The organism is Streptococcus sp. 'caviae' (assembly GCF_001937065.1).
Taxonomy (GTDB): Bacteria; Bacillota; Bacilli; order Lactobacillales; family Streptococcaceae; genus Streptococcus.
Genome location: NZ_MOWR01000008.1, coordinates 1 through 15,475 on the forward strand (window position 1 = coordinate 1; position 15,475 = coordinate 15,475).

The 15,475-nt window shown below is 41.9% G+C and carries 14 protein-coding genes and 2 riboswitches; of the genes, 12 read left to right on the top strand and 2 right to left on the bottom strand.

What is annotated here, in order from left to right; genetic code table 11:
• The 12 genes from BMI76_RS10815 to BMI76_RS08105 form a co-directional block, all read left to right on the top strand.
• A partial coding sequence (locus BMI76_RS10815; protein WP_075347066.1) for a hypothetical protein occupies window positions 1–271 on the top strand: 271 nt, incomplete at its 5' end.
• Between the two features lie 52 nt (window positions 272–323).
• Window positions 324–566: a GlsB/YeaQ/YmgE family stress response membrane protein gene (locus BMI76_RS08055; protein ID WP_075347067.1), complete on the top strand. Its 243-nt coding sequence runs from the start codon at window positions 324–326 to the stop codon at window positions 564–566.
• A 137-nt stretch (window positions 567–703) separates the two neighbouring features.
• Complete coding sequence (gene lepB, locus BMI76_RS08060; protein WP_075347068.1) at window positions 704–1,258, top strand: signal peptidase I; 555 nt, start codon at window positions 704–706, stop codon at window positions 1,256–1,258.
• Between the two features lie 252 nt (window positions 1,259–1,510).
• Entirely contained in the window at window positions 1,511–3,325 is a 1,815-nt protein-coding gene (glmS, locus tag BMI76_RS08065; RefSeq protein WP_075347069.1) for a glutamine--fructose-6-phosphate transaminase (isomerizing), read from the top strand.
• Window positions 3,326–3,479: 154 nt separating this feature from the next.
• Complete coding sequence (locus BMI76_RS08070) at window positions 3,480–5,249, top strand: PTS mannitol-specific transporter subunit IIBC (protein ID WP_075347070.1); 1,770 nt, start codon at window positions 3,480–3,482, stop codon at window positions 5,247–5,249.
• A 29-nt stretch (window positions 5,250–5,278) separates the two neighbouring features.
• Entirely contained in the window at window positions 5,279–7,231 is a 1,953-nt protein-coding gene (locus BMI76_RS08075) for a BglG family transcription antiterminator (RefSeq protein ID WP_075347071.1), read from the top strand.
• Between the two features lies 1 nt (window position 7,232).
• Window positions 7,233–7,670, top strand: a complete 438-nt coding sequence (locus BMI76_RS08080; RefSeq protein ID WP_075347072.1) for a PTS sugar transporter subunit IIA — start codon at window positions 7,233–7,235, stop codon at window positions 7,668–7,670.
• A 558-nt stretch (window positions 7,671–8,228) separates the two neighbouring features.
• On the top strand, window positions 8,229–9,377 hold the full coding sequence (locus tag BMI76_RS08085; RefSeq protein ID WP_075347073.1) for a mannitol-1-phosphate 5-dehydrogenase: 1,149 nt from the start codon (window positions 8,229–8,231) through the stop codon (window positions 9,375–9,377).
• Between the two features lie 141 nt (window positions 9,378–9,518).
• Window positions 9,519–9,851, top strand: a complete 333-nt coding sequence (locus tag BMI76_RS08090; protein ID WP_075347074.1) for a zinc ribbon domain-containing protein YjdM — start codon at window positions 9,519–9,521, stop codon at window positions 9,849–9,851.
• A 223-nt stretch (window positions 9,852–10,074) separates the two neighbouring features.
• Entirely contained in the window at window positions 10,075–10,716 is a 642-nt protein-coding gene (locus tag BMI76_RS08095; protein ID WP_057490890.1) for an amino acid ABC transporter permease, read from the top strand.
• A gap of 9 nt (window positions 10,717–10,725) precedes the next feature.
• Window positions 10,726–11,355, top strand: a complete 630-nt coding sequence (locus tag BMI76_RS08100; RefSeq protein ID WP_075347075.1) for an amino acid ABC transporter ATP-binding protein — start codon at window positions 10,726–10,728, stop codon at window positions 11,353–11,355.
• A gap of 21 nt (window positions 11,356–11,376) precedes the next feature.
• Window positions 11,377–12,210: an amino acid ABC transporter substrate-binding protein gene (locus tag BMI76_RS08105; protein WP_075347076.1), complete on the top strand. Its 834-nt coding sequence runs from the start codon at window positions 11,377–11,379 to the stop codon at window positions 12,208–12,210.
• Window positions 12,211–12,222: 12 nt separating this feature from the next.
• On the opposite strand, the gene BMI76_RS08110 is transcribed toward BMI76_RS08105, so the two are convergent.
• Window positions 12,223–13,416, bottom strand: a complete 1,194-nt coding sequence (locus tag BMI76_RS08110; RefSeq protein ID WP_075347077.1) for a cation diffusion facilitator family transporter — start codon at window positions 13,414–13,416, stop codon at window positions 12,223–12,225.
• A 395-nt stretch (window positions 13,417–13,811) separates the two neighbouring features.
• Window positions 13,812–15,143, bottom strand: coding sequence for a sodium:alanine symporter family protein (locus tag BMI76_RS08115; protein WP_075347078.1), 1,332 nt, complete (start codon window positions 15,141–15,143; stop codon window positions 13,812–13,814).
• Window positions 15,144–15,250: 107 nt separating this feature from the next.
• A riboswitch (glycine riboswitch) is annotated at window positions 15,251–15,336 on the bottom strand.
• Window positions 15,337–15,422: riboswitch (glycine riboswitch) on the bottom strand.
• Window positions 15,423–15,475 lie beyond the last annotated feature (53 nt).

A 15,475-nucleotide genomic window follows, 5' to 3' on the forward strand; every position in this document is an offset into this window, starting at 1 on the left:
GTTCCATAAGATACTTTCTAATGAGATGGTTAGCGCTTTTCATTATAAGTCTTATGGGACTTTTTTGGTAGTCAAAAAGCCCTATAATCTCCAGAGTGGTTTTACCCACTACAGAAATTATAGAGCCAAAATAAGACTTGTTGGCTTAGCCAACTCAGTCTTACTCCTGCACCGTTCATCAGGTGCTTCCGTACCAATGAACACTGCTTATTGGAATACTGCTTATAGAGTGCTGACAGCACAGGCAAAAAACATTTTTCTTGGCATTTGAGGATTTTCCTGTTAAACTAGTTATAATTCGTAGACAGAAAGGCAGAGAACTTATGGGATTGATTTGGTCGTTGATTGTTGGGGCTATTATTGGAGCTATTGCCGGTGCTCTGACAAACAGAGGAAAAACGATGGGCTGTTTTGCTAATATTTTTGCTGGTCTGGTTGGCTCTTGGGCGGGGCAGGCTCTGTTTGGCAGCTGGGGTCCCAGTCTGGCCGGTATGGCTTTGGTGCCCTCTATCTTAGGAGCCGTTATTGTCGTGGCTGTAGTGTCCTTCTTTTTTGGTGAAAATTAAGCGCATAAGGCCTATTGTAACGATAATCAGAGAGTGATAAAAAGGCGTTTGACTGCAAATCACGATTTTTAAATTGCTCTCTTTTTTTATTGTCTGAAACATGCTATAATAAAGAGCAATAACTTAAGGAGAGTTCAATGGTTAAACGTGACTTTATCAGAAATATTCTTCTGGCCGTACTGGCAGTTTGTATCCTGCTTTTATTGCGGATTTTTGTTTTTTCAACCTATCGGGTAAGACAAGATGATGTTAACAGTTATTTGAAGGCGGGTGATCTCATTACCATTTCAAAAAAAGAAAAGCCGGATTATAAAGATTTTGTTGTTTATCAGGCTGACGGTAAGTCCTATATCGGACGCATCATTGGCGAACCTGAGGATCGTATAACATACATGGATGATATCTTTTATCTCAATAATAAAGTAGAGGGGCAGTCCTATATTGAGAAGCTGAAAAGCAGCTATCATGCCAAAAACGGAGACAATCCTTTTACAGCTGATTTTACCATCGCCACTGTTACTAAAGGAAAATATCAGGAAATTCCTAAAGGGAGATATCTGATTTTAAATGATAACCGCACAAATACAAAAGACAGCCGAACCTTTGGCCTCATCAAAAAATCACAGATCAAGGGTGTTGTGACCTTTAGAATTTTGCCTTTAAAAACGTTTGGATTTGTCAAAAAGGAGTAGCATAAGCTGCTCTTTTTTTGCGGCTCCTTGTCAACTGCAGTGGGTGATGGAAAGCTATACCTTAGAGAGAACCCGATTGGCTCTCTCCTTTTTGAGCTTTGTGCATCAAATAAGACTAGACCAATTTTGTTGTTGACTTTAGAGAAATAAAGTTATATACTGGTTTTGTTGATTTTTGGAGGCCTTATTAGGCTATACCAATTATAATAATTTAAGGAGGAAGCAGCAAGGAAAGGCTGCTGTAAGAAAACTATGTGTGGTATTGTAGGTGTTGTAGGAAATCGTAATGCAACAGATATTTTGATGCAAGGATTAGAAAAATTAGAGTATCGCGGATATGATTCTGCCGGAATTTATGTCATCGATAAGCCTGAAAGCGGACGCTTGATTAAGTCTGTGGGCCGTATTGCCGATTTGCGGGCTAAAATCGGTATTGATGTGACTGGATCGACAGGTATCGGTCATACACGCTGGGCCACTCACGGTCAGGCAACAGAAGCCAATGCTCACCCGCATACGTCAGCGACTGGCCGTTTTGTTTTGGTTCACAACGGTGTTATTGAAAATTACTTGCAAATTAAAGAAGAGTATCTGGCTGGTCATAGCTTAAAAGGTGAAACTGATACCGAAATTGCCGTTCATTTAATCGGCCAGTTTGTTGAAGACGGTCTGTCTGTGCTCGAAGCCTTCAAAAAAGCTCTGCATATCATTGAAGGTTCTTATGCCTTTGCTTTGGTTGATTCGCAAAATCCAGATACCATTTATGTTGCTAAAAACAAATCACCGCTTTTAATCGGTCTTGGCGAAGGTTACAATATGGTCTGCTCTGATGCCATGGCCATGATTCGCGAAACCAATCAATTCATGGAAATTCACGATAAAGAATTGGTTGTCTTAACCAAGGATAATGTTGAGGTGACAGATTACGACGGCAATCCTGTTGAGCGCGAAGCCTACACAGCTGAGCTTGATTTATCCGATATTGGTAAGGGAACTTATCCTTACTACATGCTCAAAGAAATTGACGAGCAACCAACCGTTATGCGCAAACTCATTTCAACCTATGCGGATGAAAATGGTAAATTAACTGTTGATTCTGCTATTGTCAAATCTGTTCAAGAGGCTGACCGGATTTATATCCTGGCTGCCGGAACATCCTACAATGCTGGCTTTGCTTCAAAATCAATGATCGAAACATTGACTGACACCCCGGTTGAATTGGGAATTGCTTCTGAATGGGGCTACAATATGCCGCTGCTCAGCAAAAAGCCGATGTTTATCTTGCTGAGTCAGTCTGGAGAAACAGCCGACAGCCGTCAGGTTTTGGTCAAGGCCAATGCTATGGGAATCCCTAGCTTGACCATTACTAATGTGCCTGGATCGACTCTGTCACGTGAGGCGACCTATACCATGCTGCTTCATGCCGGTCCGGAAATTGCAGTAGCGTCTACCAAGGCTTATACGGCTCAGATAGCAGCCCTTGCCTTCCTCTCAAAAGCCGTCGGTGAAGCCAACGGCAAGAAAGAAGCCTTGGAATTTGACTTAGTGCACGAACTGTCAATCGTTGCTCAGTCTATTGAAGCCAGCCTGTCAGAGCGAGAAGTAATTGAGAAAAAAGTTGCCAATTTATTAGCAACCTCCCGCAATGCCTTTTATATCGGCCGCGGCAACGATTACTACGTGGCTATGGAAGCTTCTTTAAAACTTAAAGAAATTTCTTATATTCAGTGTGAAGGCTTTGCTGCCGGGGAATTAAAACATGGAACGATTTCGCTTATTGAAGACGGAACACCTGTTCTTGCCTTGATTTCATCAAGTGAGACTGTTGCGGCTCATACCCGCGGCAATATTCAGGAAGTTGCAGCACGCGGTGCTAACGTCCTGACAGTGGTTGAAGAAGGACTGGATAAGGAAGGTGATGATATTGTCGTTAACCAAGTACATCCTTATTTAGCAAGTATTTCAATGGTTATTCCAACACAGCTGATTGCTTACTATGCTTCACTTCAGCGCGGTCTTGATGTTGATAAACCTCGTAATTTGGCTAAGGCCGTTACAGTTGAATAATATGGGAGGTCCGAAACGTTGTTTCGGGCTTTTTATAATCTTTTTTAAGATGTCAGAAAAAGTCGTAAATGGCAAAAAAATTTTGCCAAAGTTTGAGTTTCATTGGTAAAAGGATGGTGATATAGTAATATCAGAATAAAAAGGAGGCGTTCTGATGGAACAAAAATCGTCATTAAAGGTTCGGATACAAAAACTCGGAACCTCATTATCAAACATGGTTATGCCTAATATTGGCGCCTTTATTGCTTGGGGGGTTGCGGCTTCGCTCTTCATCGCAACGGGTTATCTGCCCAATAAGGATTTGGATGCCAATGTTGTCGGGCCAATGCTGAAGTATGTGCTGCCTCTCCTAATTGGTTATACTGGAGGCTATAATGTTCACAAGCAGCGCGGCGGTGTTATCGGTGCCATTGCTTCGTTCGGTGCCATTGCAGGGTCTACCGTAACCATGTTCATCGGTGCTATGGTTATGGGGCCGCTGTCAGCCTGGTTACTGAAAAAATTCGATGAAAAAGTTCAACCAAAAATCAGGACTGGTTTTGAAATGCTGGTCAATAACTTTTCACTCGGTTTGATTGGCTTTGCCTTGATGGTGCTTGCCTTCTTTATCATCGGACCAGTTGTCGCCCAATTAACAGAATGGGTAGGTATAGGAGTTGAAGCTATTGTCAAAGTTCATCTCTTGCCTCTGGCTAACTTGATTATTGAACCGGCTAAAATTCTCTTCCTGAACAATGCGCTTAACCACGGTATCTTTACTCCGCTTGGAACTGAACAAGTGGCTAAGGTTGGTAAATCCGTTCTCTTCTTGCTGGAAGCAAATCCAGGACCAGGTCTTGGTGTACTGATTGCCTATGCTATGTTTGGCAAGGGCTCTGCTAAGTCCTCTTCTTGGGGAGCTATGATTATCCATTTCTTTGGCGGTATTCATGAAATCTACTTCCCATACGTTATGATGAAACCAGCTATGTTCTTAGCTGTTATTGCCGGCGGTCTGACTGGTACCTTTACTTTCCAAACACTGGGAGCTGGTTTGACAGCGCCTGCTTCGCCGGGATCAATCATTGCCATCATGGGAATGGCACCTAAAGGCTGGGGACCTCATTTGGTCGTTCTGGCCGGCGTCTTTGCCGCAGCCATTGTATCTTTCTTAGTAGGTTCGGTAATCCTGAAAGCTGATAAGTCTGATGATGATTCTCTCGAAGCTGCACAGGAAGCTACTCAGGCGGCAAAAGCTGAATCTAAAGGACAGACCGTCCAAAGCGAACCGCTTAGCACAGACATTACAACAGACAATATTCATCAAATCATTTTTGCCTGTGACGCTGGTATGGGCAGCTCAGCTATGGGAGCATCTATTCTTCGCGATAAGGTGAAAAAAGCAGGTCTTGATATTCCTGTAACCAATCAGGCCATTTCTAATCTGCAAGATACAGCCAATACATTGATTGTAACGCAGGAAGAGCTGGCTGACCGTGCAGGACAAAAAACACCGCGTGCGGTGCATGTTGCTGTGGATAATTTCCTGGCTACTCCAAAGTATGATGAAATTGTTGCAACCTTGACCAACAGCAGTGCTGCTCCTGAAGCCAGTGAGGGTTCGGCAGAAGAAGGAGCTGGTACAGAAATTGATTTAAATCACGTGGACGCTGTCGTTTTTGCTCATGGCAAGGCTAAAGGTTCAGCAACTATGGGACAGGAAACACTCCGCGCAATCTTTAAAAATAACGAGGTCAAAATTCCAGTTTCAACGGCAGCTTATCCAGACTTAAAAGATTACAATGCTAAAAATATTTTAGTGGTCACAACGATTGCACATCAGGGAGAAGTACAGCAGTCGGCTCCTCATGCTCAGCTGCTGGTCGTTGACAGTCTGGTGACAACACCGGAATATGATAAGCTTGTTGCCAGAATGCATAAGTAAAATAAACTGGAATATTGTATAATAAGTTTATGCTACTAACAAAAAGAGAAGAACAACTGCTGAAAGCTTTCCAAGATTATGGGAAGCTTTCAATAAAGCAGATAGCAGACTTGCTGAAGGTATCTCAGCGAACCGTTTATCGGGTTATTTCTGACCTAACAAAGAGTCTTAATGCTATTAATATCAGTATTATCAAAGAAGACCAGTACTATTTTTTAGTGGGAGAATTAGAAAATTTAGCTGATTTTCATTATTTGGATAATTATGAGCAGTATGAGCGTTTGAATTTGATTACCTACAAGCTCCTGCTGGCTTCTGACAGCATTACAAACGAAGAGCTGCAGGCTGATTTTAAGGTATCAAATGTGACCATTATTCAGGATATTGCAGAAATAGAAAAGCGTTTGGCTGATTTTGATGTATATCTGGAGCGCAAAAAAGGCTATCAGCTGCTGGGCGCCAGAAATGTTCTGCGGCGCTTGCTGGCTGTTCTCTTAACAAATAATATTTCTGTTTCTGATTTTTGGACTGGGAAATACGGACGTTTTAGAGATGTTGGCAGCGATAAGCTGGAGATAGCCAAGCAAGTTTTTCAGGCCTCACAGACAGACCTGCCTGATTTGGATGCTAAGATGACGGAGTTTTTCATCATTCTCTTAGCCTTGTCCGGCTGGCAGGACAGTGAGCCGGTTGGTCCGAATATCAGTAAGGCAGCGCTCGATTTCTCACAGAAGATCTACGCAGACTTTTCACAGCAGACCAATCAGTTTTACACGATTCAGGAAATTCTTTACTATGCCAGTGTGCTGGATGAATTGGTCATCAAAAGGCAGGAAACACCCCTCTTTCATGAAAAGTTTGACAGTGCCTTTTACTATAATATTTCCAATCTTATTGATAAGGTGTCGCAGTATACTAAGATTAATTTTGCAAAAGATAAAACACTGTTTCATTTTCTCTTTAACCATATTCGTCTGAATTTGGCTGTTCCGCAGATTTTTGAGGATAAATCAAAGGTCAGCATTGCGCATGATGCGGCAGCCGGCAATGACTACCTTCACCGGGTTGTCAGTCTCTTGGTTCAGGATATTTTTCCCAAATACCTGCAAAAAGCGTCTGAATACGAACTGATTACCCTGCATTTTGCTTCCAGCCTGAGGCGGAGCCCGGATATCTATCCGATTAAGATTTTACTGTTAACAGATGAGCGGCCTCTGGCGAGAGAACTTTTGATCACTCGCATCAAGACGATAGCCCCCTTTGTTGAGAAGGTTGATGTTAAAGCTTTGAATCAGTACGAAGCAGCAGATCAGGATTATTATAACTGTGTATTGGCTACGAAACCCTTGCCGGATGAAGAGGTTAAGCATGTCCCTATTTACCCTGATGCTAAGGAAATTTTACGGCTTCAGGAGTATCTTCAGGATACACAGGCACATCAAAAGATCATTATCCGTGATGAGCCCAAAAAATCAGCCGGCTATGATTTGCAGACTTATTTTGCAGCTGCCCAGCAGCTGTTACAGGAATTTTCCTATCAAACGATTGACAACCCTGATCAATTTGAGACCAGTGTTCCTAAGATTATTGACACCTTGGATATCGTGTCAGACAAAACATACCTATCTGATAAATTGCTGAGACGTTTTGCAGTCAGTCCGCTGGCTATTCCCGAAACCAATTTGGCCCTTCTGCACACACAGTCCAGCAAGGTAGAGAGGTCTTGTTTTAAAATCTATGATTTAAAAAGACCCGTCAAAGCACTTTCCATGAATTATCAGGAAGAAACTGTCAGCAGAATTTTGGTCATGCTGACCCGGATGGACGAATCGAGCGAAATCAGAGATCTGATGACAGCTATCAGTCAGTCAATTATTGAAAATCACCTCTATACAGAAATTTATAAAACCGGTAATAAAGATATTATTTATCAGTTGTTGAATCAAATATTTACAGAAAAAATAAAGAAATTGGAGACCTAAGATGGAATTTCAAAAAGAGTTAATCAAACTGAATCAGCAGTTTGCAGATAAAGAAGCAGCCATCCGCTTTTGCGGTCAGCTCCTGCTTGACGGCGGCTATGTAGAGCCTGCTTATGTTGATGCCATGGTGCAGCGTGATAAAGAATTGTCTGTTTACATGGGCAATTTTATCGCCATTCCGCATGGAACGGACGATGCCAAGAAAAATGTCCTTAAGTCCGGTATCACAGTTGTTCAGGTACCTGATGGCGTTAATTTTGGAACACCGGATAATCCTCAGGTTGCCACAGTTCTCTTTGGGATTGCCGGTATTGGTGATGAGCACCTGCAAATTATTCAGAATATCTCAATTTTCTGCGCAGATGTTGACAATGTTGTTAAACTGGCAGATGCACAGACAGAAGATGAAATTATTAAACTGTTAAGCAATGTAAAATGATAAATTAAACATGAGTTCACTATGATGATTGGCGTTTGTTATCAAGTGCGAAGCACTTAGATAACAATCCTCTGCCGTATCTTATGAACTGAACACGGCTACGACACTGTGCAAAAAGAGAAAGACTTCCTAGATGCTGGGCATCTTCGTCAGCTTTCCTATTTTGCTGTGTGTCGCTTACGCCTTTGTATCTTAGTAATTGAACACGGGCTAAAATCCTAGTAAAAAAGATAAACTTCCTTGTGTCTTGAGGACACAGCGTCAGTTTCCTATTTTTATACGGATTTCTTCACGCCCTTTGCGACACTTTGTTTGGTTAGTCGATTTTACTAAGCAAACAAAGTTAGCGGGAGAGGTAGCCAATGCACTATGATGATTGGCGTTTGTTATCAAGTGCGAAGCACTTAGATAACAAGCCTATACCGTATCTTATGAACTGAACACGGCTACGACACTGGGCAAAAAGAGAAAGACTTCCTAGATGCTGGGCATCTTCGTCAGCTTTCCTATTTTGCTGTGTGTCGCTTACGCCTTTGTATCTTAAGTAAAGGAGAAAACATGAAAAAAGCAGTACACTTTGGTGCCGGCAATATCGGGCGCGGTTTTATCGGGCAAATTTTATTTGAAAACGGCTTTGCTATTGATTTTGTCGATGTCAATGACAAGATTATCAGTGCCCTTAATGAGCGGCACGCTTATGAGATTGAAATTGCTGAGGACGGCAAACGCCATATTGCCGTATCAAATGTTTCAGGCATTAACAATAAGGAGAATCCCCAGGCTGTTGTAGAAGCTGTAGCAAATGCTGATCTGGTCACAACAGCTATCGGCCCTAATATTTTGCCTTTTATTGCAGAATTGATTGCCCAGGGGATTGAAAAGCGCCGTGAAAGTGACAATAAACAGCCTCTTGATGTTATTGCCTGTGAAAATATGATTGGAGGTTCTGCCTTCCTTTGGGAAGAAGTGCAAAAGTATCTCAGTTCTGATGGCCTTGCTTTCGCCAAAGACTATATCGGCTTTCCAAATGCAGCAGTTGACCGCATCGTTCCTGCTCAGGCCCACGAAGATCCGCTCTTTGTTGTGGTTGAACCTTTCTCGGAGTGGGTTGTTGAAACAGCAGCCATGAAAAATCCTGATTTGAAGCTGTCAGCGGTTCACTATGAAGACAATCTGGAACCGTTTATCGAAAGAAAGCTGTTCTCAGTTAATTCAGGCCATGCGACAACAGCCTACACAGGCGCTTATTTTGGAGCTAAAACAGTCTTAGAAGCGCTTCAAAATCAGCAAGTCAAAGAGCAGGTCAAAGCTGTTCTGGGAGAAATTCGTCAGCTCTTGATCGCTAAATGGGAATTCAAAGAAGAAGAGCTGAAAGCTTATCACGACATTATCATCAGCCGTTTTGAAAATCCTTATATCGTTGATGATGTGGCGCGGGTTGCCCGTACACCAATTCGAAAGCTGGGCTATGATGAGCGCTTCATTCGCCCTATCCGTGAATTGAGAGAACGTCAATTATCTTATGACAATCTTTTAAAGACCGTTGCTTATGTTTTCCAATATCAGGATGAGACAGATGAACAAAGTGTTCAGCTGCAAAAACTCCTGCAGGAAAAACCTTTGGAGGAGGTCATCAAAGAAGTAACGGGATTAACAGACGAAACCTTGGTACAAGAAATTGTAGTCAGTATTCAATCCTTAAAATAATAGCCAGAAGCAGCTGAAACAATGATGTTCGGCTGCTTTTTTAGGAGCGGTTTAGCTTGTCTGCAAATTGAGAATTTAGGACTTGCCAAGCAGTGAAAACTCAGGTAAACTTAGATAGTAATAAAATAATAAGGAGTTTATATGTCTTTACCCAATTGTCCCAAGTGTCACTCAGAGTACGTTTATGAAGATGGTATTCTCTTAGTCTGCCCAGAATGCGCTTATGAATGGAATCCGGCAGATACTGAAGAAGATGAAGGAGTCCTTGCTGTTGATGCCAATGGCAACAAACTAGCTGACGGCGATACTGTCAGTCTGATTAAAGACCTCAAAGTCAAAGGAGCACCCAAAGACCTCAAACAAGGAACGCGTGTGAAAAATATCCGCATCGTTGAAGGCGATCACAACATTGACTGTAAGATAGACGGCTTTGGTGCCATGAAATTAAAATCGGAGTTCGTTAAAAAGCTGTAGATTGAGGCTAAATGCCTTTTGAATTAAAGGGGAAAGAGCAGGGAAATTTTCGATAAAAAGTATCGAAAGCGACCTTGCTCTTATTTGCTTGCCTATACTGATGAAATATCCAGCTGCTCTTAGAATAGCTTGGCTGATAAAAGACGCTTAAAGATTTAAATCTATCTATCAAATTTTCTGAAAATTTGATATAATAATAACGATTATCTTTACAGGAGCGGTTATGTCTTATATATCGGAAGTTTTACCCAGTCTTTTAGATGGGGCGCTTATTACATTACAGGTCTTTTTTATTGTTATTATCTTATCTATTCCTTTAGGGGCTGTTCTGGCTTTTCTGATGCAGATTAAGTTCAAGCCTTTGCGCTGGCTGTTAAATCTTTATGTCTGGGTCATGCGTGGGACGCCGCTCCTTTTGCAGCTGATTTTCATTTATTATGTACTGCCCAGTGCAGGGGTTACCTTTGACCGAATGCCGGCAGCCATCTTAGCTTTTACGCTGAATTATGCAGCCTATTTTGCAGAAATCTTCCGCGGCGGTATCGAGGCCATTCCTAAGGGCCAATATGAAGCTGCCAAGGTCTTAAAGCTGAGTCAGCTGCAAACTATCCGCTATATTATCTTGCCTCAGGTGGTTAAGATTGTTCTGCCAAGTGTTTTTAATGAAATTATTAACCTGGTCAAGGATTCCTCGCTGGTTTATGTTCTGGGTGTGGGCGACTTGCTTTTGGCCAGCAAAACAGCAGCCAACCGCGATGCAACCTTAGCACCGATGTTTATTGCCGGCGGTATCTATTTGATTTTAATTGGTATCGTTACTCTCTTATCTAAGTATGTTGAGAAGAAATTTAGCTATTACAAGTAAGGGTGAATCATGTTAGAATTAAAAAATATATCCAAGCGATTCGGACAGAAAGTGATTTTTGATCAATTTAATTTAAGTATTCCGGAAGGCAAGATTTTATCCTTGGTGGGTCCATCCGGCGGCGGGAAGACAACCCTTCTTAGAATGCTGGCAGGGCTTGAAAAAATTGATTCCGGTCAGGTCATCTATAATGGCGAAGAAGTTCCTATAAATCATTTGGAAAATCGCAACTTGCTGGGCTTTGTCTTTCAGGATTTTCAGCTGTTTCCGCATCTGACAGTTTTAGACAATTTGATTTTATCGCCGACAAAAACGATGCATGAATCAAAAGAAGAAGCCAAGCAAAAAGCCAGAGAGCTTTTGAAACGGCTGGGACTGCAGGAGCATGAAAATGCCTACCCTTATTCCTTATCAGGCGGACAAAAGCAGCGGGTAGCTTTGGCGCGTGCCATGATGGTTAATCCTAAAATTATCGGCTATGATGAACCGACCAGTGCTCTTGACCCGGAGCTGCGTCAGGAAGTAGAAAAGCTGATTTTACAAAATCAGGATATGGGAATTACGCAGATTGTTGTCACGCATGATATGCAGTTTGCTCAAAACATCTCTGATGAGATTATCAAAATCAATCCAAAATAAAAAGAAAGTTTAGGTAGTAACATGACATTTAAAAAAGCAGCAGTAGTTTTTCTAGCTTTTCTGGCAGCAGTAACCTTGATTGCCTGCGGGAAAAAAGATACTAATGCTAAGGATAACTGGAAGAAGTTCGAATCGAAGAAGACCATTACCATTGGTTTTGACAATACCTTTGTTCCTATGGGCTTCAAGGATAAAAACGGTGAAAATGTTGGTTTTGATGTTGATTTAGCCAATGCAGTATTTGCTGAGTATGGCATCAAGGTCAAATGGCAGCCCATCAACTGGGATTTAAAAGAAACCGAGTTAAAAAACGGTAAGATTGATCTCATTTGGAACGGCTATTCAAAAACCAAAGAACGTGCCCGCAAGGTCAGTTTTACAGAACCTTACATGAAAAATGATCAGGTTCTTGTAGCTAAAAAATCTTCCGGCATTGCCAGTTTTGCTGACATGAAGGGCAAGGCTTTAGGAGCGCAGTCAGGTTCATCAGGCTACGATGCTTTTACAGCCAATCCAAAGGTTTTAAAGGATATTGTCAAGGATAATGATGCAACCCAGTATGAAACATTTACACAAGCCTTTATCGATTTAAAAAATGACCGCATCGACGGCCTTCTGATTGACCGCGTCTATGCCAACTACTATCTCAAACAGGAACAAGAACTGGATAACTATAATATTATTAAAGGAAAATATGCCAGCGAAGATTTCTCAGTCGGCGCCCGCAAATCTGATAAGACGCTAGTCAAAAAGATCAATCAAGCCTTCAAGAAACTGTATAAAGACGGCAAATTCCAAGAAATTTCTCAAAAATGGTTTGGCGAAGACGTCGCAACCAAAACTATAAAAAAATAAGTCCGATCGGGCTTATTTTTTTATGGGTGTAATCTGATGGTAAATGAGCAGCCATTTTTCATGTCTGCGCCAAAGACTGCTGTGGCGGCAGCCGTCAAGTTCATAGGTAATGAGCTTGGTTTTCTGGCTGATGGTAATCATTTTAAAGTAAGTGAAATTGCTGGCTCTGCTTTGTTGTGATTGAAGGAATTTCTTTTTGGTAGTAATATGGCCGTTTTCGTCGATCAGGGCAAAATGTTCCGCTATTAATTTTTCATAATCGGGAATCTTAGATAAGATGATTTTTTCGTATTTGTGAAGTTTATGATAAACATTTTCAAAGATTTCATCTTCAGGAATAGCAGCCGGTTCGACATGTATGTCGATATCATAGACATTGAACCGTTCCTGCAGCAGGTTCTCTACCCTTTCTGTGATATCATGGCTCTCATAAACCGATAAATCTGGGTTCATTTCTAAGACCAAGTCGAGGTAAACATTGCTGCCGTAGGTACGTCCGCGCTGGGATTTTACTGCTGAAATTTTAGGAATTTCTAAAATAGCTTTTTCGTACTCTTGCAGCTGTTTGTCATCAAAACCGTCTGAAAGGCTGAAGGCGCTGGTCATAAAAATATCGTAAGCCGTTTTCAAGATTAAAAAGGTAATAATAATTGCAGCAATCTTATCAATAATAGGCAGGCTAAAGCTGCTGGCTGTAATAGCAATAGTCGTTCCCAGGGAAGTCAAGGCATCAGAAAGATTATCCTTGGCTGCTGCTCTGAGTGCTCCGGATTTAAGCCGTTTAGCCAAACGGATATTGTAACTGTAAACCAAAAGCATAAGAGCAGCCGATATGAGACCGACAAAAGCTGCCACGGGATCAACTCTGACTTGATCATTGCGGAGCAACTTATTGATGGTCTCAAGAAGTACCTGAAAACCGACGGTAAACATGATGAAAGATGTCACCAGACTGGCTAAATCTTCTATTTTCCAGTGGCCAAATTTATGGTCACTGTCTGCAGGCCTGCTTGCCAAGTGCAGACCAATCAAAATAGTCGCATTTCCGACAATGTCAGATGCATTGTTGAAACCGTCAGCCGTCAGGGATGCCGAATGCAAAAAGTGGCCGGCGAGAAGTTTAAAGACAGTCAATAATAAATAAACAATAATACTGACAACAGGACCGCGCTGTGCCAGTTTGAGATTATCTGCCGGTGTCGCCATGATGTTCTCCCAAAAAGTATTAATAGTCCTTATTATAACACGTTTAAGGCAAAACAAAAACCATTAAAAAATGGTTTCAGACTGAAGAAAAAGTCAATTTTTATCAAAAGAACTATTGTGTTATGATACTTTCCTTAGGTAGCGCGGACGGTAGCAACTTCCTTTGGAATTTCATACCTAGATTTTGAGCCCAAGTCTCAAAATCTCCGAACGCCAGAAATGAGTGATTTCTGGCGTTTTTGCTACAGCGGAAAGTATCTGGGCCAGGCTCGTTCAATTCGCCTATTTTTCTTATAGATTGTGAGTTGATATTATCCTAAGATGTGTGTGCTTGTGAAATGCTAACTATAGAGTTTGTCTACAACCTGAAACCATTAAAAAATGGTTTTTGCACTTTAATGTTTACTGTTGAAGTAGGTCTTTGTCTCTTTAATAATAATTGGTGAGAGCATCAGCAGGGCAATCAAATTTGGCAGGGCCATAAGTCCGTTGACAATGTCTGCGATAATCCAGATAAGTTCTAGTTTGAGAAAACCGCCCAGACTAACCATGACAACAAAAATAGTTCGATAGACAGCAATGTATTTTGTTCCAAAGAGAAATTCGAAACAGCGCTCACCATAATAAGACCAGCCAAGAATAGTTGTAAAGGCAAAGAGAACCAAGCAAAGCGTCAAAGCAGTAGCTCCCGGTGTGCCAAAGACAGATGAAAACGCCGCCTGAGTCAGGGGAGCTCCCTCCAAACCTGCAACCGTCCACTTGCCAGTGACTAGGATAGAAATTCCTGTTAAAGTACAGATAATCAAGGTATCAATAAAAGTTCCTGTCATTGAGATGAGGCCCTGTTCGACAGGCTGCTCAGTCTTAGCAGCGGCAGCGGCAATCGGTGCTGATCCGAGACCTGATTCGTTAGAGAAAACACCGCGGGCAATCCCTTTTTGGATGGCTTCTTTAACAACAGCTCCTGCAAAACCGCCGACAGCGGCAGTGCCGGTAAAGGCTCCGGTGAAAACTGCCTTAAAGGCCGGAATAATCTGATCGGCATTGACAAAAATAACGGTCAAGGTTGCAATGATGTAGATAATGGCCATGAAAGGAACAATTTTTTCAGAAACTTTGGAAATAGACTGAATACCGCCGAAGATAATAACAGCAACGATAAGAGCGATGATAATACTGACAATTTTTGGTGAGAAATGAAAACTATTTTCGAGCGATGACGTAATAGAGTTTACTTGAGAAAAAGTCCCGATTCCTAAGAAGGCAACAAGGATGCCGGCGACCGCAAAGAAAACAGCTAAAGGCTTCCATTGTTTGCCCATTCCATTAGTGATATAGTACATAGGACCGCCTGAGATTTCACCGTTAGCATCTTTTGAGCGGTATTTGATAGCAAGTAGACCTTCTGAATACTTGGTTGCCATACCGAAGAAAGCTGCGACCCACATCCAAAAAAGAGCGCCAGGTCCGCCAGCCTTGATAGCTGTAGCCACCCCAACGATATTTCCGGTACCGACAGTTGCCGCAAGAGCTGTTGCCAGTGCCGCAAAACTGGAGATGTCTCCTTCTCCCTTGTCATCGGTAAAGATGAGTTTAAAGGCTTTGGGAAGTTTTAAAATCTGCAAAAGTCTCAGACGTACACTAAGATAGATACCAGTACCTACCAAGAGAATCAGTAGGGGTGCGCCCCAAACGATATTGTCCAGAGCTGTAAAAAAGTCCAACATGAAAAAATATCTCCTTTGGCGATTGCGTTTTTCACAGAAAAAAGAAGCTGCCTGACGACAACTTCCGTGAGCGGGTGATAAGCAGCATTAGAAAAACACTAAAAATCTGCCTATCTTCTGTCCTTTTGCCTGAGAGATTGAGCATCTGCCTTGCCCCTTCGGCGCCTAAAAAGGTCTCTCCAGAAGTCCGTCAGTTTATCAGTCCTGTCATAAGACACCTGAAAGTATCACTCCTTCGGTGAAAGACGCTGAGCATCTTTTCTCTCCTGAAAACGTCAATCGGTTTTTATATAGTAAAAATATAATATAACAAAAGTCGAATGATGTCAAGG